Origin of the sequence: Nostoc sp. (assembly GCF_036917375.1) — a bacterium.
Classification (GTDB): Bacteria; Cyanobacteriota; Cyanobacteriia; order Cyanobacteriales; family Nostocaceae; genus Nostoc.
On record NZ_JBALDN010000009.1, the window covers coordinates 1 to 21,988 of the forward strand.

At 42.6% G+C, this 21,988-nt stretch carries 15 protein-coding genes and 4 pseudogenes; 10 read left to right on the forward strand and 9 right to left on the reverse strand.

Features of this window, described 5'->3' with window-relative positions; genetic code table 11:
• Window positions 1–99 precede the first annotated feature (99 nt).
• Both V7K45_RS02805 and V7K45_RS02810 read left to right on the forward strand, forming a co-directional pair.
• A pseudogene (locus V7K45_RS02805) lies at window positions 100–294 on the forward strand (isochorismatase family protein); the annotation flags it as partial.
• A gap of 79 nt (window positions 295–373) precedes the next feature.
• Window positions 374–1,393, forward strand: coding sequence for an aldo/keto reductase (locus V7K45_RS02810; RefSeq protein WP_335000162.1), 1,020 nt, complete (start codon window positions 374–376; stop codon window positions 1,391–1,393).
• 182 nt (window positions 1,394–1,575) lie between these two features.
• On the opposite strand, the gene V7K45_RS02815 is transcribed toward V7K45_RS02810, so the two are convergent.
• The gene (locus V7K45_RS02815; protein WP_335000164.1) at window positions 1,576–2,442 is read right to left on the reverse strand and encodes a hypothetical protein; all 867 of its coding nucleotides are present in this window, start codon (window positions 2,440–2,442) and stop codon (window positions 1,576–1,578) included.
• A gap of 351 nt (window positions 2,443–2,793) precedes the next feature.
• Between V7K45_RS02815 and V7K45_RS02820 the strand changes: the two genes are divergently transcribed.
• Both V7K45_RS02820 and V7K45_RS02825 read left to right on the forward strand, forming a co-directional pair.
• Window positions 2,794–5,310, forward strand: coding sequence for a molybdopterin-containing oxidoreductase family protein (locus V7K45_RS02820; RefSeq protein WP_335000166.1), 2,517 nt, complete (start codon window positions 2,794–2,796; stop codon window positions 5,308–5,310).
• Between the two features lie 61 nt (window positions 5,311–5,371).
• Window positions 5,372–5,581, forward strand: coding sequence for an N-acetyltransferase (locus V7K45_RS02825; RefSeq protein WP_335000190.1), 210 nt, complete (start codon window positions 5,372–5,374; stop codon window positions 5,579–5,581).
• A 684-nt stretch (window positions 5,582–6,265) separates the two neighbouring features.
• Here the strand turns inward: V7K45_RS02825 and V7K45_RS02830 are convergent.
• Window positions 6,266–6,871, reverse strand: coding sequence for a class I SAM-dependent methyltransferase (locus V7K45_RS02830; RefSeq protein WP_335000168.1), 606 nt, complete (start codon window positions 6,869–6,871; stop codon window positions 6,266–6,268).
• 34 nt (window positions 6,872–6,905) lie between these two features.
• Entirely contained in the window at window positions 6,906–7,643 is a 738-nt protein-coding gene (locus V7K45_RS02835) for an SDR family oxidoreductase (RefSeq protein ID WP_335000170.1), read from the reverse strand.
• Window positions 7,644–8,106: 463 nt separating this feature from the next.
• Here V7K45_RS02835 and V7K45_RS02840 point away from each other — a divergent pair.
• The 3 genes and pseudogenes from V7K45_RS02840 to V7K45_RS02850 form a co-directional block, all read left to right on the forward strand.
• Window positions 8,107–8,397: pseudogene (locus V7K45_RS02840) on the forward strand (Uma2 family endonuclease); the annotation flags it as partial.
• 360 nt (window positions 8,398–8,757) lie between these two features.
• Window positions 8,758–9,279 carry an alpha/beta hydrolase family protein gene (locus V7K45_RS02845; RefSeq protein ID WP_335000172.1) on the forward strand — a complete coding sequence of 174 codons (522 nt, stop codon included), beginning with the start codon at window positions 8,758–8,760 and terminating at the stop codon, window positions 9,277–9,279.
• Complete coding sequence (locus tag V7K45_RS02850; RefSeq protein ID WP_335000174.1) at window positions 9,269–9,841, forward strand: DUF3611 family protein; 573 nt, start codon at window positions 9,269–9,271, stop codon at window positions 9,839–9,841. The genes V7K45_RS02845 and V7K45_RS02850 overlap by 11 nt, the downstream gene beginning before the upstream one ends.
• Window positions 9,842–10,298: 457 nt before the next feature.
• Here the strand turns inward: V7K45_RS02850 and V7K45_RS02855 are convergent.
• Window positions 10,299–10,498: pseudogene (locus V7K45_RS02855) on the reverse strand (HU family DNA-binding protein); the annotation flags it as partial.
• A gap of 247 nt (window positions 10,499–10,745) precedes the next feature.
• On the opposite strand from V7K45_RS02855, the gene V7K45_RS02860 reads away from it, so the two are divergent.
• From V7K45_RS02860 to V7K45_RS32885, 3 genes and pseudogenes are all read left to right on the forward strand, one after another.
• The gene (locus tag V7K45_RS02860) at window positions 10,746–16,601 is read left to right on the forward strand and encodes a trifunctional serine/threonine-protein kinase/ATP-binding protein/sensor histidine kinase (protein ID WP_335000176.1); all 5,856 of its coding nucleotides are present in this window, start codon (window positions 10,746–10,748) and stop codon (window positions 16,599–16,601) included.
• A 548-nt stretch (window positions 16,602–17,149) separates the two neighbouring features.
• The gene (locus tag V7K45_RS02865; RefSeq protein WP_335000178.1) at window positions 17,150–17,770 is read left to right on the forward strand and encodes a gamma-glutamylcyclotransferase; all 621 of its coding nucleotides are present in this window, start codon (window positions 17,150–17,152) and stop codon (window positions 17,768–17,770) included.
• Window positions 17,771–18,054: 284 nt separating this feature from the next.
• Window positions 18,055–18,441: pseudogene (locus V7K45_RS32885) on the forward strand (IS982 family transposase); the annotation flags it as partial.
• Here V7K45_RS32885 and V7K45_RS02870 read toward each other — a convergent pair.
• From V7K45_RS02870 to V7K45_RS02890, 5 genes are all read right to left on the reverse strand, one after another.
• Complete coding sequence (locus V7K45_RS02870; RefSeq protein ID WP_335000180.1) at window positions 18,419–18,592, reverse strand: hypothetical protein; 174 nt, start codon at window positions 18,590–18,592, stop codon at window positions 18,419–18,421. The pseudogene V7K45_RS32885 and the gene V7K45_RS02870 sit on opposite strands and share 23 nt — an antisense overlap.
• A 75-nt stretch (window positions 18,593–18,667) precedes the next feature.
• Window positions 18,668–20,062, reverse strand: a complete 1,395-nt coding sequence (locus V7K45_RS02875) for a mercuric reductase (protein WP_335000182.1) — start codon at window positions 20,060–20,062, stop codon at window positions 18,668–18,670.
• 299 nt (window positions 20,063–20,361) lie between these two features.
• Entirely contained in the window at window positions 20,362–20,727 is a 366-nt protein-coding gene (locus V7K45_RS02880) for a hypothetical protein (RefSeq protein ID WP_335000184.1), read from the reverse strand.
• 227 nt (window positions 20,728–20,954) lie between these two features.
• Entirely contained in the window at window positions 20,955–21,359 is a 405-nt protein-coding gene (locus tag V7K45_RS02885) for a DUF302 domain-containing protein (RefSeq protein WP_335000186.1), read from the reverse strand.
• Window positions 21,360–21,411: 52 nt separating this feature from the next.
• Complete coding sequence (locus V7K45_RS02890; protein ID WP_335000188.1) at window positions 21,412–21,891, reverse strand: nuclear transport factor 2 family protein; 480 nt, start codon at window positions 21,889–21,891, stop codon at window positions 21,412–21,414.
• Window positions 21,892–21,988 lie beyond the last annotated feature (97 nt).

Consider the following 21,988-nt stretch of genomic DNA (forward strand, 5'->3'; position numbering starts at 1 on the left):
CAATGTAATTCAGTATATTGCTCATGCTTCTGTGTAAAAATAACTCTTTAATCTTCTTTTATCACAGAATAATACTATTTTGGAGATGTCTTTTGTGGAGTTGCAACTGATAGCTGCATTTTGAAGACAGCAATTGACTCTTTTGAGCGTGGTATTGAACCAGTCATTATCGAGGATGCTTGCTTTATTCACGGTGGTCAGCAAGCACATGATGCGGGTATTTTTTTACTCAAACGTAATATAGGAAAAAACCAAATTCAGATGACTCATGAGGTGATTGAGAAGATGTCATAAGCTGTTCCACAGAAACTATCCATTGTGAGAAAATGTTCACTCGATCTTCAAATAGGCACGGCTTCAAGGAGTAACAGCGATGGAAACGCGATTTTTAGGAAAGTCTGGTCTTAAGATTTCGGTTCTCAGTTTCGGTACAATGACATTCGGTGGTAGCGACTTCTTCCAAGAAATTGGGGCGACTCAGGTAGAAGAGGCGCAGCATCTGATTGATATTTGCCTTGATGCAGGTGTCAATATCTTTGACACAGCAGATGTTTACTCAAATGGACTTTCTGAGGAGATTCTTGGTAAAGCTCTCGGAAAGCGTCGTTCTGATGTAATTATTGCAACTAAGGCTTATGGTCGTATGGGAAAAGGAGCAAATGATACTGGACTGTCACGTTATCATCTGATTCGAGCCTGTGAGGACAGTCTACGACGATTAGACACAGATTACATCGACCTCTATCAAGTTCATGGTTTCGATGCTCTGACTCCACTAGAAGAAACGCTTCGCGCCTTAGATTCACTTGTACGTAGTGGCAAAGTTCGCTACATTGGCTGCTCTAATTATTCAGCTTGGCATTTAATGAAGGCGCTGTCTGTATCAGAGCGTTTGAACTTGGAGCGCTATGTGTCACAACAAGTTTATTACTCGCTTGTGGCACGAGAGTTGGAATTTGAACTAATTCCTCTAGGTTTAGATCAAGGTGTGGGTATCTTGGTGTGGAGTCCGCTCGCTTTTGGTTTCCTCTCAGGTAAGTATCGTCGTGGTCAGTCCCAACCGGAGGGGACGCGACGAGCAAAAATCGGTGATATTGGCACTGTCAGTGACCTGGAAAAGGGATACGACATTGTGGAAGTTCTGCACGAAGTGGCTAATAACCGTGGTGTCAGTGTTGCTCAAGTCGCACTCAACTGGCTGTTACGTCAGTCTGGTATTACATCCGTTATTATCGGAGCGCGGAATGAACAACAACTTCGAGACAACCTTGGTGCTGCTCAGTGGGAGCTAACATTAGAGGAAGTAAATCGGCTCAATCAGGTTAGCGCGATCGCGCCAATCTATCCTTACTGGCATCAGCGCAAGTTTGGGGCTGAACGCATTCCACAATAAAAATATCCCAGTTGCGATCGCATCAAGGCAGTGAGCTTGGTGCGATCGCTCTCTATCTGCTTGTTCAAAAGGACATAGTTGTTGGTGATGGGGTGCCAAGAAGAGGGAACCTGGGGATAGAGTTCGTAAGGTTTGAGAGAAAATCGCACATGACGTAATCTCGTAATCTAATAGATGTTTTCCTAAAAAGCGCAGAAATAAATTGCGTTCTCATCTACTTTCTGCATTTTGCCCTTCACAGATGCAACGACGCTGTAAGCTTGACCTTCATAACTAGGTTGCCAAAATACAATCATGGGTGCTGATTTAGCGTTAGCCTGAAAAGCTCCAATTGGGAAAGGTATTCCTGGTGTACCGTCAAAATTAGGAAATTCAACAGGCCCAGGGTCGCCACCTTGCATATATGACTTTTTCTCCAGGGCATTGTAAGCTATCCGAGAATTGATTAATATACTTAAACGCACTTGGTCTTTACTTTGTTTTTGCACCACAACAATTGCTCCTCCAGCTTTCCAAGCGCGTGCAACTGATGGTTTACGTTTGTTGACAGGTAATACGCTTGTAGGAACTTCAGATAAATTCAACGCTTGGAAAGTCAATGATTTTGCTTCTTTGGCTAGGTTTGCGGGTAAAAGCCAAACAGGCCCTTCTGCAAAACGTTTAGCTGCGGTAAACGTTGCCATTTTCGTTTTATTATTATCACAACCAAAAAGTTCTTCTTGAGAACGACGAAATTTTACCTCTTGTTTAATTCCTCCAGCGATACCAACTAAAGATGTACCGGGTTTGACTCGATCCCATGCATCTGAGAAAAGTGCAACCTGGGCATCTGCATTCACAGGCAGCAAAGGCAAAAATGCGCCGTTTTTGTTTGCTGTAGTTGCAAAACCTAACCATCCTGTCATTGCTGACTGTGGTGGTGTGGTACTGTTTGCTTGAGCTACTGATGTTTGCGGTTGATTGGCGCTCGCCTGTAAGGCTTGATTTTTGGCAAAGGATTTATACAAATCTTCGGTAAGCGCGATGGATGGCTGGTTAGTTCTTTGCAAAATCGAGATAGCGCTGATGGTAGCTCCAGCGATGCCTGCGGCGGTAAACTACGCAGTTAAGATTATGGCAGTTCTCCACAATGGCTTCATGTTGCTAATGTTGTCACAATATTAAGAAAGCACAATCTTAACCGCAGTTAACTGCCTACACACACTTCCCAACGGTAACAGCAACGGTATCGGGTGTGATACCAATTGGCAATACTTCGGCTGCGCTCAGTACAAGTTCGCTTTTTCGCCCATTCGCAATTAAAACAATTTAGATGCAGCAAGGGTTTCAGGGTTTATAGTTAAATTGCCCTCTATTTGTGAAATGCTGTAATCAGTGCGATATGTAAGGAGAGGATCTCCATGACATCAAAAGGCAGGAAGAAGACCTCACGGCGTGGTTTTCTCCAAGGAGTGGCTGTTAGTACAGCTGCTGTAAGTGCAGCAGAGTTACTAAAAAAAGAAGTGGCAGATGCTGCAAATATTGGGGACGATCCAGCAATCCCTCTCCAAAGTATTGAATTTGACTTAACTCAGAAATCGGCTGCCCTAGAGCCAGACAAAATTGTAAATAGTGCTTGTCAATTCTGCAATTCTCTGTGCCGATTGAAAGTTCATCTCAAAGACGGACGCATCATAGATGTGTTAGGTGAACCAAATGACCCAGTACAGGCTGGTGGCTTTTGTATCAAAGGGCCAATGATGACCCAGCTAGTCTACAATCGTTTCCGCTTGAAAAGCCCAATGAAGCGGGTTAGTGGAAACAAAGGTGACAGCAATTCTAAATTTGAGCCAATTTCTTGGGATGAAGCACTTTCAATTATAGCTAGCAAGTTTCTGGCACTCAGGGATGCAGGTGAAGCTAGAGCGATCGCCAACAAAACCTCTGGCAGACTCCCACGGGGGACAGGTTCTCTGGTTGGGCGCTACTTCAGTATGCTGGGCAGCCCTAATAATACTGATGTTGGGCCTGTATGCAACGATGCAGGTGGCAATGCTTTGGCATGGACATTTGGCTTGGGTAATTTTACAAACGGTTACGGAATCGATGATGCGACTAAAAAAGAAGACTTGGGAAGTGCCAAATTCTTTTTGTTTTTAGGTACGAATCAAGCGGAAACTCATCCTGTAACCTTTGCCTATCTTCTCAGAAGTCGTGCTCAGACCAAAGCCAAATTAGTAGTTATCGACCCGCGCTTGACTCCTACAGGAGCGCAAGCTGATGAGTGGATTGCACCGAAACCACACACTGACTTGGCTTTGGTTTTGGGAATGCTCTATCACATCGTGACTAACAACTTATACGATGCTGCTTTTGTAAAAGAGTGGGTACTGGGTTTTGATGAACTGAAGAATCACTTAAAAAGCAAGGGTTACACACCAGAATGGGCTGCAACTATAACGGATGTTCCAGCATTAAAGATTAAGCTTTTGGCTGAGGCTTATGCCAAAACTAAGCCTGCTGCTATTTTCTGCAACGCTGGGATTTCTCATCAAATAGGAGCTTTTGACACTTACCGTTGTTTGACATTCCTAGCTGCAATTACAGGCAATATTGGTATAAACGGTGGTGGTTGCAATTTCATGCACAATACCTGGCCAGGGGAATTGAATTTGCCAGCGATTATTGGTAAAACACCTAACAAAGATATTGCACTACCAGTTGGGCCAGATTATTTTGCAGAATCGATCGTTTCAGGTGAACCTTATCAACTCAAAGCGATCGTTACTCAGGGAAATCCTCTGTTGGCTTGTTCAGACACAATTAAAGTACAACAGGCTTACCGCCAATTAGAATTTTATGTTTACACTGGATTGTTTATGGAAGAGTCAGCCTACTATGCTGATATTATTTTGCCCGTAACCAGTGGTTTTGAAATGGAAACCGTTTATATGCGGCGGGACGATCGAGCAATCCGTTGGCAAGAACAAGTGGTTACTCCGGTAGGTGAGTCCAAACCAGATTGGCATATCTGGATTGATTTAGCACACGCCACAGCGAAATTAGACAAACGCAATCCGCCTGAATACTGGAAGGATAACTTTCCTTCTTCTTGGAAAGACTATCGTCATCTGTGGGCAACTTTTCTAACGAATACTCCAGGAATGGGAGGTATGACCCAACAGAGACTATCTCAAAGAACAGAACCCCTGCGTTGGCCTTGTCCAACAGTGGATCATCCTGGTGTGAGTACACTTTACCTAGATCATGCCTCTTGGTATGAAGCCGCATTAGCTCTTAACCCTAAGAATGTTGGTAAACGATTTCTCACTCCCAGTGGTAAGGTAGAAATTTATACTCCACAATTGCAAAGTCGGCTAGCCGAGTCTGGACACTCTGCTCTGCCAAGCTTCTATACCCATCCAGAGGTAACAGGTAAGCATCCTACCATTGAATACACATCTGAGTTGGTAAAAAATCCTGTGAATCCACAGGCTCTAACTCAAAACGTCAAATTCGGAAAAATCTCTTCTGGTGAAGTACACAAGCAGTACCCACTGATGGGAATGACTGGTAGATCGAGTGTAGTTCATTTCCACTCTGTAACTCACTGGACTTATACAGGCAAACAAATGAATGGTGTTCGCCTAGTACAAATCCATCCAGAGGCAGCAAAAAAAGCAGGCATTAAAAATGGTGATGAAATCATAGTTGAAAGCCCCAGAGGATCTATCAAAGGCACTGCATTAATTTGGTCAGAAATTAGAGAAGACACTATTTTTGTCCCTGGCTGGTTCGGGCCTGGGCAGAAAATGGCAGAAGAGTTTGGAACTCCCTACTATGAGTCAGTTAATATCTTGATAGATAAACAATATTATGACAATCTTTCAGGACAGCAGGCATTTAAATGTTTTGCCTGCCGAGTCAAAAAAGCATAAGGATTATTCGTTCCAAGTGATAGCGTAGCGTAAAGCCAACTCTTAGAGCGAGTATAGCCCCATCTGTGTTGATGAAACTATGCGTGGACAAGGTATTGCTGCGAAAATGTTCGCAAAATTGAAAGATTTTTTACCAGAGCGCGAAGGGATACTGTTCATCAAGGCAAACAACAAAGCATTACTTCAGGCAGATCGAAAGATGGGTATGTGCAAGATGGCAGAGTTCATCTATGAAGACACTGAATTTTTGGTATTCGCGTATAATGGCTAACTAGTAGTACGCCAAGGGAACTTGGCGGGGAAAAGGGTAAGGGTGAAGGGGGAAAGGATTTAAATCCCTTACCCTTTTCCCTTTTCCCTTTCCCCAGCCGTCACAAGCGCATTTTTGGGTTGGCAGACTACTAGTTGATGGGTTTGGGTGATTCGAGGGACGCGATCGCTCGCACTGTACTACAAAACCCACCACTGTTGATTAGACTTCTTGGCATTTGTCGAGGGCAGGAGAAAAGGTTCTGTATTGTCCCTTTCCCCTTTAACCTTTACCCTTTTCCCCCTCTTGCAAAAAGTACTTCTGCAATTTGGGATGTCAGTCAGTGGTAATATTAAACTGCGAGAACGGACGGTGATGAGCATCTTTACAGATATGTTTAGCTCTAGTGTTGAAAGTCTCAAGTTTGTACGATGAAGATAGCAAAAATATTGTAATTGGCACTGTTGCGATCGCTTCTGGCACGGCGAACTTAAGCAGACAGGAGAACTCCCCATACGTCCGATACTGACAACACCTGGCTCGTAGGAAGGAACAGTATCTCGTTCATGTCAATGTCCTGCGGCTAGCTTATGGCGAAGGTAAATGTATTATCTTTTCGTAAGGATTCAGGTCTAATATTGCGGAAGTAAAGAAGGCGAGACTGAGAATTAATAGAGTCAGCCAGTAGAGCTTGTGCAAAAAAAATCAATGCTTTTCTAGGATGCAAAAGAGTGCTTTGGGAAGGGGATCGAGTATCCCATGATAGACTGTTTGTTTAGCCAAACGCAGATGAAATCGTTCTTTGAATCTCTGCTGAATCTCCTCTGGGCTAAAGCGGTAAGGGCCTTTTTCTCTTGTTTCCTCTTGAGAGAAGCATTTCAGTAACAGGTAGCACTTAGGCTTTAATAAGCTTGCGACTGTTTGCACGTAAGTACCATAGCTTTGGGGTGGCAGAACATGGAAGCATCCTCTGTCGAGAATCAAATCGAAAGATTGTTCCAAACGACTGTTGAGAATATCATCTTGCTGAAACGAAATTTCTAATCCTTTTTGGTTTGCTTTTAATGCCGCCTGACGAATGGCCGCCTCTGACAAATCTGTTCCCATCGTCTGAAATCCTCGTTCGGCCAGGGCGATCGCTTGAGTTCCCGGCCCTGTTCCCAAATCCAGCACTGAACCATTGCTCAGTTCAAGGGTAAGGAGCGCTTCTTCGACATCTGGATCTAAGCTAGGGTTGAACCAGGGCATGGTTTCAACGGTTTGTTCTTGATAGAGCGCTTCCCAGTTCGGAAATTCTCGTTCGGTCATCATTAGTTACCCTTTCTATTGAATAGCTAAAATATAGTTAACTTGATGACACCTCAACGACATTTTCCGCAAAGCTTTTATAAGCATCGCCCATTTGTTTAGCTATCGAGTCAGGAAAGACGTGAAAATCCCCAGCTTTGAGAGCTTTTATTATCCCGTCTGCCACAAGTGCAGGTGGCTGTGCAACCTCATTCATTCCTGCCGCATCGCCCATATCCGTGGCAATCGGGCCAGGGTGAACGCTTAATACAATCGTGCCCTGCTCACTCAATAGTTCTCGTAATGCCTGGGTGATTGAATAAGCCGCAGCTTTTGAGGCACAGTAAGTGGCAGAGTCGGGGAAACCTTTGAGCGAAGCAACAGAATTGATTTGGGCAAAGACACCACCTCCATTGGCTTTGAGTACCGGGGCAAACGCCTGAGCCATGTAGATTAATCCATATACATTGATGTTCATCTGAAATTCGAGAGCGGCGATCGCATTCTCAGATAAGGGAGTTCCAGCTTGAAAAACTCCTGCATTATTGATAACTATCTGTACATCTGGGGCAGTTTTAGCAGCAGCAACAATAGATTGGGGATCGCCTAAATCAACCTGAATTGGTACTACCCGATCGCCGTATTGTTCAACCAATGAGGAGACACTGTTGAGCTGACGAACAGCCGCATAGACTTTGGTGGCTCCGTGTTCAATAAACGACTCAACTATCGCCTTGCCGATGCCGCGATTTGCACCCGTAACCAAAATGGTTTTGTCTTTGATATCGTAGTTCATTTGGATTTCTCCTGATGGTTTTCCGCGATCTGAAAAACCTTGGACAATCGCTCTAAGTTAGGGCAAAGAAATTTAGCTGCTCTTTTGAAGAAAGACTGCGGCTTCCCCCGCTCTTTCTAGCATGGTATCATCATTCATCATGCAAATTTAGCAACACCAATTTTTTAGCCGTCTTTGAAGTTTGTGCTTTTGGACACCTCTTCCCAGGCATTTAAAGTTGTTGTTAGGGACTGAGAGCTGATTTGTAAAGAAAATCGGTGTTGGTTGATCGGAATGAATCGCGATGTCTGCGACGGGGTACGCCTACGCACTTCAACTACTGGCATATTCTAGCATTCGTTCCCACTCCCAACGCCAAGCAGTCTCTAGTAGTCTGCCACCCAAAAATGCGCTTGTGAGGGCTGGGGAAAGGGGAAAGGAAGCCTGCGGCAGGGAAAAGGGGAAAGGGTAAGCGCCTTCTGGTGCGATCGCCAGCAACTTCTTAATTTACTTAGTGTTTTTACTGAGAGACACCGATTTCCGCTTGTATAATAGCGACTTGCGAGTTTGGATTCCTAAATATCAGTGTGGTACTTATACCGATTTGATGGTTGTTAATGGCGAACCAGAATTCAATGGCGATCGCAATGATGAAATTCTCAATCCAATGCTTATTGTCGAAGTTCTATCGCCCTCGACTGAAGCTGATGATCGAGGGGACAAGTTCAGAAAATATCGCTCGATTGCCAGCTTTTGTGAATATCTACTTGATAGTTTTTTGCTTGCTCATCCAAAAAACACCATAACCACTGTTCTCCTAAACTCAGCCAAGCTAATTACTGAATGTCCAGTTTCTCCATCTTCTTGTCAGTAAAGCGCGTTATTTGCGTAATATTTATGACCCGGTATTTATCTTTCCCCTACCGTTGCCATATCCTACCTTAAGAACAGCAAGCGCTACGGTTTTGCAGTATATAGTCCGAGTAAACAGTGTTACTTGTATCAAAAGAGCATATTCAGTAAGAGTATATCTTTGAATATACCCATATATGAATATGCTTTACTCCTTTCATCTCAGCAATTAGATACTTGTTCAAGATTTATCTGAGTATTTTAATGTTATTGATTGGTGTTAATGCTTGGTGTGAGTAGCGACGTGCCAGAACTCGAAGGTGAAATCGGCCTTTATAAGGGAGTGAGCAGCAAGGTTGCTAGTGTTGCAAATTTCTTCGGTGTGTTGGAAATCCTCGCGATCGTCAGTCAGTCCAGCGACATTGATTGTACCAGAGCAGACGCTCCAAAAGCGCAGCTCATCGGCGGCCCCCTGAGCGAGAATACACGCAAAGCGAAGTTTGCTTCGGTAGTTACGTGTGTTACTGCGAACGGCCCACCAGTTCTGACTGTCCACGGCACTGAGGATCGCACGGTTTCCTACGCTCAGGCTGCTCGTCTGGAGACAGTGTTACGAAATGTTTGCGTATTGAGTTATTTTGTTACTGTCAAAGGTGCTGGGCATGGTGACTTTGGTACTTTGGTACTGCCTTTAGACAATAGAGTAAAAGCCTTCTTCGATAAGTATCTACATAGGCAATACGTAGAGGTTTCGACTGCAATCATAAATTGGCGTAAGTTTCAGGAGAATAAAGATGACAAATAACCTAAATTCATACTTACCTGTACCAACTAAACGAAAATTTACAGCCACTTTCGGTGTAGTAAGACCAATTAGCTTTTGGGTACAGTTAGCATTAGGCGCCGTTTCTATCTTGACTTTGTTACTGGCTATATTTAGCCGCAACGTCACTGTCCAAACAACAACGAATTCGGTTATGGGTTTTGGAGTATTTTTGGGAATTATTGGAATTTTAGTGCTGTGTTTCCGACTTTACTGGATGAACCGCTACAGGCGTTTAGACAAACTTTTACAGTCGCCTAATCGGGAATTACATCCAAGTAAACAGGACGTAATTCAAGTATTACAAATAGGGTTAATTGTAAGTTTTATAGGGCTATTGTTAGCTTTTTTAGCATCTGAAGTGGCTGTTATTGCTGTATTAACGAAAACGCTAGCTCTGCCTCAAACAATAGCAGTCTATAGACCTGAAAATGTTATTCGGTCTCTAGATATTTTTGTGGTTTTGGCGAATGTCAATCTGATTGGCGCTCACTTTGTTGGAGGTGCTACTTCGCTTGGGCTGCTTAACTGGTTAGAGCAATAGTCACCAAAGCAAAAAGTCGGTAAAACGATACACTTAAAAAAATCCTTTGTACAGCAGATTGCAAGTAAGTAAGGTACAAAATGCAGGACTGATTCATCAGATATAAAGAGTTTCTACCTTCTGCCTCCTGCCTCAAAACCCGTAACTTTGTACTTCATGCAAATGAAAACTGCTGTATATTTTTAACTGGACAATTGCTGTTCAATTTCAAAAGCCCTGAGAAAAATCCAGGGCTTTATTTACAGGGAGTTTATTAAATACTGACTTAAAATCTTTGCCAGCGCTTTTTTATACAAATAACTATCATCAGGGCGAACGCATCTAAATTATACTTATTCACTATCGAGGTTAAGAATCAACGAAACAATCAGCATTTATCGTTTGATTTATTTTCTAAACCTCGATGCGATCGCTACAGCTTTGCAGTCATTGAATTGCTTGACCACTTATAATTCATCTATGGCGCTACTTTTTCTTTAAACAGCAACAAGCAGAAAACGCAGGCACAATGGTTGCCGGAATTCTCATCGGCTCATTGGTTTTGGGATTACGCCCTTCGCGTTCTGAGCGATGCCTACGGCGGCAAGCTACGCGCCGCTCAAATGAGCCAAACCCTACCAGCGTTATCTTCTCTCCATTTGCTACAGCCTCGGTAACAACGGTCTATTTTGCGTTTTTGCTCTCGGTGCAAACGCCCACTGTCGTCGAGCGCATAAATGACTGATAGGGAGAATCGTATTCCTTTTTCACTCTCCACTTCCTTGAATGATTTGCTTGTGACCAAAAAGTATTGGTTTTCCTTAAAACAACCATCAATTCCTCTCGATAGCGTTATACAACATCAAGTCGATGGGAATACTAATGTCAGTAAGGAAAACAAAATTCTGTCATAAGGTATGTATAGATGGCGACTGTGAACTCTATCCCCATCATTCCAGGATATCAAATTAACTCTCAACTGTACGCTGGCTCCAGAACCAACGTGTATCGAGCTATTCGCCAATCAGATCAACTTCCAGTCGTTATTAAACTTCTGACCTTAGAGTACCCCAGTTTTAACGAATTACTACAATTTCGCCATCAGTATACAATCAGTAAAAATCTCAACATTGCTGGAATTATTCATCCCTTATCGCTAGAAACCTATGGCAATGGCTATATTTTGGCGATGGCAGATATCGGAGAAATCTCTTTAAGAGAGTACATTAAAAACTCAAATTTATCCTTAGTAGAAGTTTTAAATATTGCTATTCAGCTAGTCCGCATTATCCACTATTTACACGAAACTCGCATTATTCATAAAGATATTAAACCAGCAAATATTCTGATTCATCCCCAAACAAAACAAATTCAACTCATTGACTTTAGTATTGCTTCATTACTACCTAAAGAAACCGAAGAAATTAAAAATCCAAATGTTTTAGAAGGAACTCTTGCCTATATCTCCCCAGAACAAACAGGCAGAATGAATCGTGGCATCGACTACCGCAGCGATTATTATTCTCTGGGTGTAACATTGTATGAAATATTTACAGGAAAGTTACCATTTAATTGTGACGACCCGATGGAATTGGTGCATTGTCATCTGGCAAAAATGCCATCGCGGCTAGAAGGCAGAAGCAAAAAAATACCAAAGGTCTTATGGAATATTGTCATGAAGTTAATGGCGAAAAACGCCGAAGATAGATATCAAAGTGCCTTGGGATTAAAGCATGATTTAGAACTTTGTTTAGCCCAAATCCAAGATACAGGAGAAATTAGAGATTTTGAAATCGGTCAGTGGGATGTCTGCGATCGCTTCCTCATCCCGGAAAAGTTATATGGCAGAAAAGCAGAAGTAGCTAGCTTATTACAAGCATTTGAGCGTGTGGCTCACGGCGCATCAGAAATCGTGCTAGTAGCGGGATTTTCCGGGATTGGGAAAACTGCTGTGGTGAATGAAGTCCACAAACCAATTACCCGTCAGCAGGGTTATTTTATCAAAGGTAAGTTTGACCAATTCAATCGTAATATTCCCTTATCCGCCTTTGTGCAAGCTTTACGCGACTTAATGGCACAATTGTTGTCAGAATCCGATGCACAATTGGTACACTGGCGCAATCAAATTCTTCAAGTTCTTGGAGACAATGGGCAAGTTTTGATTGAAGTAATTCCAGAATTAGAACAGATAATTGGTAAACAACCCCCTGCACCAGAACTATCGGGAACGGCAGTACAAAATCGGTTTAATTTACTGTTTCAAAAGTTTATTACTGTCTTCACCACAAAGGAACATCCACTGGTAATGTTTCTGGATGATTTACAGTGGGCAGATTTGGCTTCGCTACAGTTAATTAAACTGCTGACGGAAAATCAAAATTATCTGCTTTTGTTAGGTGCTTATCGAGATAATGAAGTGTCAGCCGTACATCCATTTATGTTGAAAATGGAGGAACTCAAGAAAACTGGTAAGACTGTTAATACTATTACTCTTGCCCCTCTTGACTTGAGTGATACCAATCAGTTAGTGGCTGATACTTTACATTGTACGACACAGATATCACTTCCTCTGACAGAATTAATCAATCGCAAAACTAAAGGCAATCCCTTTTTTATCACGCAGTTTCTCAAGACTTTATACGAAGATAAACAAATTAAATTTAATCACGAACAAGGTTACTGGGAATGCGATTTTGCTCAAGTCAATGCGCGATCTGTGACTGATGATGTGGTGGAATTTATGGCTACTCAGTTACAGAAATTGCCCCAGCAAACGCAAAACATCCTGAAGTTAGCTGCTTGTATTGGTAATTCTTTTGATTTAACTACTTTGGCAATTGTTTCACAACAGTCGCTACAGAAAGTAGCAGATGCTTTGTGGAAGGCTTTACAGGAAGGATTGATTTTACCGCAAAGTCAAGTTTATAAGTTTTATCTCAGCCATGAGCAAGAAGTTAATACTAACAATATCGGAAATGTTGCTTATCGCTTTCTGCACGATCGCGTCCAACAAGCTGCTTATTATTTAATTCCCGAAGACCAAAAACAAGCTACTCATTTGGCGATCGGTCAATTATTGCACGCTAATACGCCTGCAACTCAACTAGACAATATCTTTGAAATTGTCAATCACTTAAATATAGGCATTGATTTGATAACTCAGCTTGACAAAAAACTGGAGTTAGCACAACTGAATTTGCTAGCCGGGCGCAAAGCCAAAGCAGCGATTGCCTATAATGCTGCTGTCAAATATTGTACCCAAGGTATTGACTTACTGCCCTTTGATGCCTGGAAAGAACATTACACATTAACCCTGAATCTGCATAATGAGCGTTTAGAAGCTGCCTGCCTCAATACAGACTTTGACAAGCTGGCAGAATGGGGTGACGTTGTGTTGCAATCTGCCAGTTGTTTGCTTGATACTATCAAAGTCTATGAAACCCGAATGACGGCATTCCGATCTCAAGGTCAATTTGCCAAAGTAATTGAGACTGGATTGCAAGTGTTGAAATTACTCGGTGTAGAATTTCCCGAACAGCCAACTATGGCAGATATTAGCGCAGCAACTCAACAGACAAGGCAACTATGGATGGGGCGCGCACCCCTAAGTTTGCTGGATTTGCCTGCAATGAGCGATCCGCACCAACTGGCAGCTATGCAAATAATGACTACACTAGTGTCCTCTGCGTACATTGGTAAACCGACACTGTTACCATTACTTACATCTAAGCAAGTGGAGATGGCTATCCAGTTTGGCAATTCATCTATTGCTATCTTTTCTTATGCAGACTACGGAGTGACTCTTTGTGGTTTGATTGGAGATATTGATGCTGGGTATGAGTTTGGACAGCTTTCATTAAAGTTACTAGAACAACACCAGATTAACGCTTTTAAAAGCAGAGCTTACTTTATTGTCAACAGCTTTATTCGGCATTGGAAAGAACCATTAAATCACAGTATCCCATCTTTGTTAGAGGCTTATCAGAGTGGCTTAGAAACCGGAGATTGGGTATGCATGGCGTTAAACTTAGTGTCATATAGTCAGTGTAGCTATTGGAGTGGTCGAGAATTAAATGATTTGGCTGAAGAAATGGAGACTTATCGGCAAGTTATCAGCCAAGGCAAACAAGAAGCAACGTTAAAATATCAAGAGTGTTACCAGCAAGCGATTCTCAATTTATTAGGACAAGCGGAAGTTCCCTATTGTTTAGAGGGAAAAGTCTTCAATGCCGCCCAAATCTTACCTAGATTCCAAGCTGCCAGTAATCGCACGGGGTTATTGTATCTTCATCTCAATCAAGCTGTTCTCTGTTATTTGTTCGGAGAATACGAAACAGCCTCACAACAAGCAGCCTTAGCAGAACAGTATAGTAATGCTATAACTGGCTATTTCGTCGTAGTTGTCCGAGTTTTTTATGATGCTTTAATTCATCTAGCACGCTACACCGATGTTAATGCCCAAGAACAATCAGCTATTTTAAAGCAAATCAATACTCATCAAGAAAAACTACAAATTTGGGCTACTCATGCCCCATTCAATCATCAACATCGTTGGCAACTTGTAGCAGCAGAACGCTATCGAGTGCTTGGTCAATTTACTGAAGCGATGGAACATTACGATTTAGCTATTGCCCAAGCTAAAACACATGGTTATGTGCAAGATGAAGCACTCAGCAATGAACTGGCCGCTAAATTTTATCTAAGTTGGGGCAAACAGAAGGTGGCAGCAGGCTATATGCAGGAGGCATACTACTGTTACGCTCATTGGGGCGCAAAAGCCAAAACCGAGGATTTAGAAAACCGCTATCCCGATTTACTAAGCGTTATTCTCCAGCAGAGAGTACAATCACTGCACATGCTGGAAACAATATCGAGCAGCGTTAGTCGGCCGCTCTCGGTTCATAATTCCACTAATTTAGGTCGTTCTTCTAGCACTGACATTAGTAGCTTTGATTTTGCTGCTATTCTCAAAGCCTCCCAAGCCATTTCCGGCACAATTCAACTGGACGAACTACTGCACAGATTAACACAGATTATTCTGCAACATTCTGGGGGCGAGCGTTGTGCCTTAATCCTACCTAATACTCAAGGAAAATGGTTGGTAAGAGCCATTGCTACACCCGAAACCACAGAACTTTGTGCCGAACCTTTAGAGGGCAACCCTAACTTACCACTTAAGTTGATACACTACGTCAAAAACACTGAAGAAATTGTGATGATTGACGAACTCAAAACCAATTTACCTGTAATTGATGAGTATTTAAGTCAACGACAACCAAAAAGTTTATTGTGCTTGCCAATTCTCAATCAAGGACGCTTAATTGGAATTTTGTATTTAAAGAATCGTTCTACTAGTAGTGTGTTTACAAGCGATCGCATCCTCATTCTCAACTTTCTTTGTACCCAAGCGGCCATTTCTCTAGAAAATGCCCGTCTTTATGAAGATGCACAAATTTATACTCAACAGTTAGAACAATCTCTAGAAAAATTACGGCTCAGTGAAACCCGCTTTCAGAAACTAGCAGATAATATTCCTGGCATGATTTATCAGATCCGAATTCAAGCCGATGGTTCAGCTTCAGTACCCTACGTCAGTTCTGGGTGTCAAACTCTTTACGAAGTCCCAGCAGAAGATTTCCTGTCAGGGAAATGTAGCCTGCGTGATTTTGAACATCCCGACGATGGAGCAGAGGCCTTTCAGGCAGTTGTTGAGTCAGCACAAAATCTTACCCCATTTCAGCATGAGTGGCGCATTGTTACACCCAATGGGAATATCAAGTGGGTAAAAGCTGCTTCTCAGCCAGAACGCGGTGAGGATGGTGAAATGGTATGGGATGGAATTCTAATTGATATTAGCGATCGCAAACTTGGTGAAGCTGCTGTTAAGCAAAAATCTCAAGAACTGGAAAATGCTCTGCAAGAACTGCAACAAGCCCAACTGCAAATGATACAACATGAAAAAATGTCTGCACTAGGTAACTTAGTTGCTGGGGTAGCTCACGAAATGAACAATCCCCTCGGCTTTATTTCGACTAGCCTCCAACAAGCTAAACCTATCTTAGCTGATATCACTGAACACCTAAAATTATATCAAAAAGCTCTACCGAATCCGGAAGTAGAAATTCTCGACCATGCTGAAGAAATTGACTTAAACTATAGCTTAGAAGACATGCCAAACATGGTTGACGCAATGCTTATCGCTTCTGAGCGATTAAAAAATATCAGCACCAGCTTAAGAACTTTCTCCCGGGGCGATAAAGATTATAAAGTACCATTTAACATCAATGAAGGGATTGATAGTACAATTTTAATTCTCAAACATCGCCTGAAAGCGAATGAGCAACGTCCAGAAATTATAGTTGTAACTGAATACGATAATTTACAGCCAATCGAGTGTTTTCCTGGACAATTAAATCAGGTATTTATGAATATTTTAGCTAATGCTATTGATGCTTTAGATGAGTCAAGTATAGGTCGGAGCTTTGAGCATTTTAAGTTAAATCCACATAAAATTATAGTGAGAGCTATTGTTGAAAATAATACCTTAAAAATATCAATTGCTGATAATGGTACAGGAATAAACGAAGATATAAAAGCACGCATATTTGACCATTTATTTACTACGAAAGGAGTGGGAAAAGGTACAGGACTAGGGCTAGCGATCGCACAGCAAATTGTGGAAGAAATACATGGGGGTAGAATTGAAGTTAATTCTGTTTTAGGAAAAGGAACAGAATTTATAATTTATATTCCCATTATTGAGAGGCTATTTATAAAGTAAATCCAAAGGAGATGTCTCAGATAAAAAAAGCGACATCTTTTGAAACAAACCAGGTAAATTAACAGTTATTCCCTAATAGACGCTCACAAAATCGGTGCATCTCCAAGAATTCCCGCTTATATCTCCAGTTATAAAAGCAGATGAAGTATTCAGGACTATAGAAACAGCTATACCCTTGGATGTAATCGAACAGGCAATTGATAAAACCAACAGTCAACAAGAACCTCACAGAAAGTTTCCATCCCACTTGAAGCTTAGTCTAGTGGTACTTCAAGGCAACTTGGCGGGGTAAAGGGGAAGGGGAAAAGGGTTTAAATCCCTTACCCTTTTCCCTTTAACCTTTACCCAACCTCCACCTAACATTTTTGGGTTGGCAGACTACCTGTTCCACTTGCTCTATGCTGCGGTTAGTTCCTGCATCTTGGGCTGAATTTTACCTATAAAAAGCCAACTACAAGTCCAATTCCAGTATGATGATTGAGGTTGGAGTGCGGTAAAGGGACTACATAATATTGTCACTAACACGTTCTGATCTCGAATCTAGACGCTTGCAGCAGACTATCCTACAGTCTGGCACTGGTGTAATTTTAACTGAAGCCCAGTTACAAGAATCACTTAACCAAACACTTGGTCAACAAAAGCCAAATTCTGATGTTTGGGTGTTTGCCTATGGCTCACTCATTTGGAACCCAATCTTTAAATTTGCGGAACAGCGTATTGGTAAAATTTACGGCTGGCATCGTAGTTTTTGCCTGTGGGTTCCTCAAGGTCGTGGGACACCATCCAATCGAGGATTAGTATTAGGTTTAGATAGTGGTGGTAGCTGTCGAGGTATTGCCTACCGAATAGCTGCTACGGATGTATCATTGGAACTACCATTGCTTTGGCGACGAGAAATGGTAGTCGGTTGTTATATCCCTCATTGGGTAAAAGTTTTTGATGGTATTCAACAATTACCAGCGATTGCCTTTGTTATCAACCGCCAGCATCGTGCTTATGCTGGCAAGATTTCAAAAGAAACAATGATTAACAGTATTGCCACAGCATCTGGTGAGCTTGGTTCTTGCGCTGATTACCTGATGCAAACTGTTAACGGATTAATGAAAGTTGGAATCAAAGATCGGCAACTGCTTTGGCTTTCCAAGCAGGTGTCAGCCCGGCTGGATTAGTTTCTTATTTTACCAATTACTAAGTTTATTTAGACAGTGCGTGTAGCTTGTTTATCCACGTAGCAATTTAAGTTTAATCTTGCCAAATAAGTAGCAAACTCACTCACGTTCTCCCTACCGTTTCCCCCGTTGCCTTTACTACTGTGTCGATTTGGCAGTCAAAAGAGATAGGACATCTATCCAGTACATAAGTAATAACCCAAGTTGCTAGTTACTCTTATGGGCGATCGCTTAGGGACAATTAAGCAATAAAATGCCCTCCAAGAAGAAAATGAGGAGGGCTTATGCTAAACGAAATAATTGCAATATATGCTATTACGGACGACCTGTTAAAGGCGATTGGGCACAAAGAAGATTCTCGTCGAGTCATGAACGACGCAAAAATTATTACAACCGCTATCTGCGCGGTGATGTTTTTTAATGGTAATCATAGTAAAGCTTGTAGCTATATGAAAGACCATCGCTTGATATTGAATATGTTAGAAAAGTCACGGTTTAACCGGAGATTACACAGTGTCTCAATGTTGCTCAATGATTTATTTCATCAGGTGGGAACAATCCTGAAAAATATTAGTGATTCTACTGAATATCTTGTCGACTCATTTCCCGTACCCATCTGCGATAATATTCGGATCTTTAACGTAAAAATCATTCGGTCAGCGCAGTATAGAGCGGAGCCGGAGATGCTCCGCCTCCGGCTTTTGATAAGGTTCGGTCAAAAAGGACAACCCTTACACATCTACCGAGTAAAACTAAAGCATTTGCAACGTCTGCACCTACATTACCTGCACCAATAATACCGACTTTAGATGTTTTACTCATGATGCTATATCTACTTGTTTCAAGAGTGAAATGTCGTTTGTTTGGTAAGTCCTTGGGTCTGCAATTGCTGTCTCGTTACAGCTTGGAAAACAATATATTTAATCCTTCGGTCATCGTGGGATGAGTCAAAATACCATCGCGCAGAATGGTGTAGGGCATCTGAGCTTGCATCACAATCTGCACTGTTGAAATCACTTCACCTGCTTCATGACATAACAGGGAACACCCTAGAATACGACCTGTATCTGCATCCACGATCGCCTTTAGCAGTCCATCGGTTTGACCGAGTGTTCTTGCTCTAGGAACGGCTGACGCATCGATTTTCGCCAAGCGGATAGCATATCCTTGTTGCTGTGCTTCAATTTCAGTCAAACCTACATGAGCCAGTTCTGGATCGATGAATAGACACGATGGAACCAATCGATCCCGTGTACTCCGGTTGCCCCCATCAATTAAATTAGCTTTGATAATGCGATAATCGTCGAGGGATATATGCGTGTATTGCGGGCCGCCATTGATATCGCCTAACGCCCAAATCCCCGGTACGTTCGTCTCTAAGCGATCGTTGACTTGAATAAACCCACGTGTATCAGTTGCCACACCAGCAGCAGGTAAATTTAAGCTCTCGATATTGGGCGCACGGCCAACGGCGACAAGCAAATGCGACCCCTGGAGGCTAAGGGAGCGATCGCCAACTTGGATTTGCAGGATGGTTTTATTATCAGTGCTATCGACCCTCAACACCTTCGCCTTCAACAAGAATTCAATACCATCTTGTTCTAAAAGTGTTTGAACTGCGATCGCTATATCTGGATCTTGCTGTGACAGGATTTGCTCACTTTGCCCAATGACAGTAACGCCACAGCCAAAGCGTCGAAACATCTGGGCAAACTCTAAACCAATATAGCTACTACCGAGAACGATCAGGTGTTCAGGCAGGTGTTCTAGCTCCATAATCGATTCACTCGTTAAAAACTCAACTTCTGTGAGTCCGGGAATGGATGGAATTAACGGTCGTGTGCCTGTATTAATAAATAACCGTTCGGCGGTAAGTAAGCGATTATTCCCCTCAGTCGTCGTTACTGCGATCGTTTTGGGAGCAACAAAGCGGGCTGTACCAATGATTAGTTCGTGACCCAAAGCAGTTTCTAAATTGTGCAAGTTCATTTCACGCATCCCTTGCACAACCGCTCGTTTTCGTTGGATCACCTCTGCTAAATTAACGCTGGGTGTATTGGTTCTAACCCCATAAGCGGCACTTTTTCGCACTGTGTTTGCTACATTGGCACTCGCCACCATAGTTTTAGTAGGAATGCAGGCAATATTAATGCACCCGCCACCAATCATGTTTAAGCTGCGTTCAACCAGAGCGGTTTTACGTCCGTCAGCAACCAGTGCTGGTGCTAGTGTTTTACCCGCTTTGCCGCCACCGATAATAATGTCGTCATAGTGTTGAGTGCCCACTTCCATATCCTTTGGGTTTGATCGGGTGAATACGATTTTTAGAAGTTGTTATGAATTTTAGAAAAACTGGCTACCTAAGAGGGTTTTAGCAATAACGTATTTGGCGAGCGTAACTCAAGATGCTTGCCCTAGTAGTCTGCCAAGGAAACTTTGCATGGTGGTTAGCAGAGGGGCAGATGGGAAAGAACTTGGTATTTGCCTCTCTTCTGCTCCCCTGCTCCCCTGCCGACTTCCAACCAGCAATTTTGGGGAAAGCGAACTACTAGCTGATTTTCCAAAAAGTGCATAACACCCATGCTTAGGATTCAACTTTTTCTACAAGCTTGTTTCATCAAGATACGGTTGTTTTTATACACCTCTAAAGTTCCAGACTGCGGGTTATCCAACGTGCCATCCCATACCCAATATTCATAAATTCCACTCCGAAACTTATATACTCGAACACCTTCTGTCGCTTTGCTAGTTCCTTTGCCCAAACTTAAATTACCGTTGGGACTGGTCGCGCGATAGAGTAGTTCACCGGAATTATAATTCTGCCAAATATTGATGTTGTACCGACCCTGGCATTTTGTACTCAGGATGAGGCCAGCAGTAGAATCAGCAGAAGCTCTTAAGGAAAAGTTAGCTAAGATACTGATTGGCAGAGCCAGGAGTAACGCGGATATTTTCATAAGTTTTGTAAAATTAATAAGTTTGACATTACTCTATTACTGCAACAACTTCATCTGTAAAAAGGACTGCATTGGGGATATACCCAAAGTTGGTCGGTGCTGCCTTATAGCCGTCACTCAGTTTTGGATGCCGAGGGGCTGCTGTTGCATCCTTAATGCTGTTTCAAAAACGCCAAGGATCGCCTTTTGGGCGGGCGCTTTGCGCCATCGCGTGCTAATTCTGCAACTTATTGGCGATCGGCAGAACTAAGTGCTTGATAGATTAAAGGTGCAACGATCGCGATATTTTTCACCAACTCATCCGAGAGAGAAAATCGCTGTTTTAAGTAATTAGGATCGTTGTAACTCACCCAAACCTTGCCGTCAGTCGCTTCCCATGCCAATACTTTCAGGGGTAAGTCTAGGGCGATCGTTGGTTCTGCCACCATGAGGGAAGTTCCGGCTTTCGGGTTGCCAAACAGCAACAACTGTGTAGGACACAGGCTTAGTCCGACTTTTTCGGCTTCAGCCTGTTGATCGATGCGGGCAAAAATGGTGATGCCTTTTACTTGAAGGACGGCTTCTAATCGATCAATGGTTACAGGCACTGAATATTGACTGAGCTGGCTAATGATGCCGTTATTTGCATTCATAGCAGTGGACTTCTTGTAGGATAAAAACTGGGTGATATGGTCGTTGGGCTTTTCAAAGATTGAGGTCTGACAATCCTGGATGCTCGTCAGGACGACGACCTAGTATCCAGTGGTATTTGCGATCGCTTTGGTGAATTGGCAGGTCGTTGATGCTGGCAATACGCCATCGCATAAATCCATGTTCATCAAACTCCCAATTTTCATTACCGTAAGAGCGAAACCAGTTGCCGGAATCATCATGCCATTCGTAAGCAAATCGGACAGCAATGCGGTTGTCTTGAAAAGCCCAAAGCTCTTTTATCAGACGGTAGTCCAATTCTTTAAGCCACTTACGTGTCAAGAATTGTGCGATCGCCTCACGACCAGATAGAAATTCTGAGCGGTTGCGCCAAATGCTATCCGACGTGTAAGCGAGTGATACTAGTTCAGGGTTACGTGTGTTCCAAGCATCCTCTGCAATTCGGACTTTTTGGATAGCGGATTCATTATCAAAAGGCGGCAAGGGTGGTCGAGGATTTTCGGCGTTGTTCATAGTATCCCTCTTCTGTCACTTTCCGGAATAAGTAAGTAGTAAATAAGTTAAATTATCCAGAAGCATAACCAGGTTTAAATTGATTCATTGCAGCAAT

Bases quoted from the DNA above. Each gene is read 5' to 3' on its own strand.
- V7K45_RS02810 (WP_335000162.1), top strand. From the start codon at position 374: ATGGAAACGCGATTTTTAGGAAAGTCTGGTCTTAAGATTTCGGTTCTC.
- V7K45_RS02820 (WP_335000166.1), top strand. From the start codon at position 2,794: ATGACATCAAAAGGCAGGAAGAAGACCTCACGGCGTGGTTTTCTCCAA.
- V7K45_RS02830 (WP_335000168.1), bottom strand. From the start codon at position 6,871: ATGATGACCGAACGAGAATTTCCGAACTGGGAAGCGCTCTATCAAGAA.
- V7K45_RS02835 (WP_335000170.1), bottom strand. From the start codon at position 7,643: ATGAACTACGATATCAAAGACAAAACCATTTTGGTTACGGGTGCAAAT.
- V7K45_RS02845 (WP_335000172.1), top strand. From the start codon at position 8,758: ATGCTTGGTGTGAGTAGCGACGTGCCAGAACTCGAAGGTGAAATCGGC.
- V7K45_RS02850 (WP_335000174.1), top strand. From the start codon at position 9,269: ATGACAAATAACCTAAATTCATACTTACCTGTACCAACTAAACGAAAA.
- V7K45_RS02860 (WP_335000176.1), top strand. From the start codon at position 10,746: ATGGCGACTGTGAACTCTATCCCCATCATTCCAGGATATCAAATTAAC.
- V7K45_RS02870 (WP_335000180.1), bottom strand. From the start codon at position 18,592: ATGAGTAAAACATCTAAAGTCGGTATTATTGGTGCAGGTAATGTAGGT.
- V7K45_RS02875 (WP_335000182.1), bottom strand. From the start codon at position 20,062: ATGGAAGTGGGCACTCAACACTATGACGACATTATTATCGGTGGCGGC.
- V7K45_RS02880 (WP_335000184.1), bottom strand. From the start codon at position 20,727: ATGAAAATATCCGCGTTACTCCTGGCTCTGCCAATCAGTATCTTAGCT.
- V7K45_RS02885 (WP_335000186.1), bottom strand. From the start codon at position 21,359: ATGAATGCAAATAACGGCATCATTAGCCAGCTCAGTCAATATTCAGTG.
- V7K45_RS02890 (WP_335000188.1), bottom strand. From the start codon at position 21,891: ATGAACAACGCCGAAAATCCTCGACCACCCTTGCCGCCTTTTGATAAT.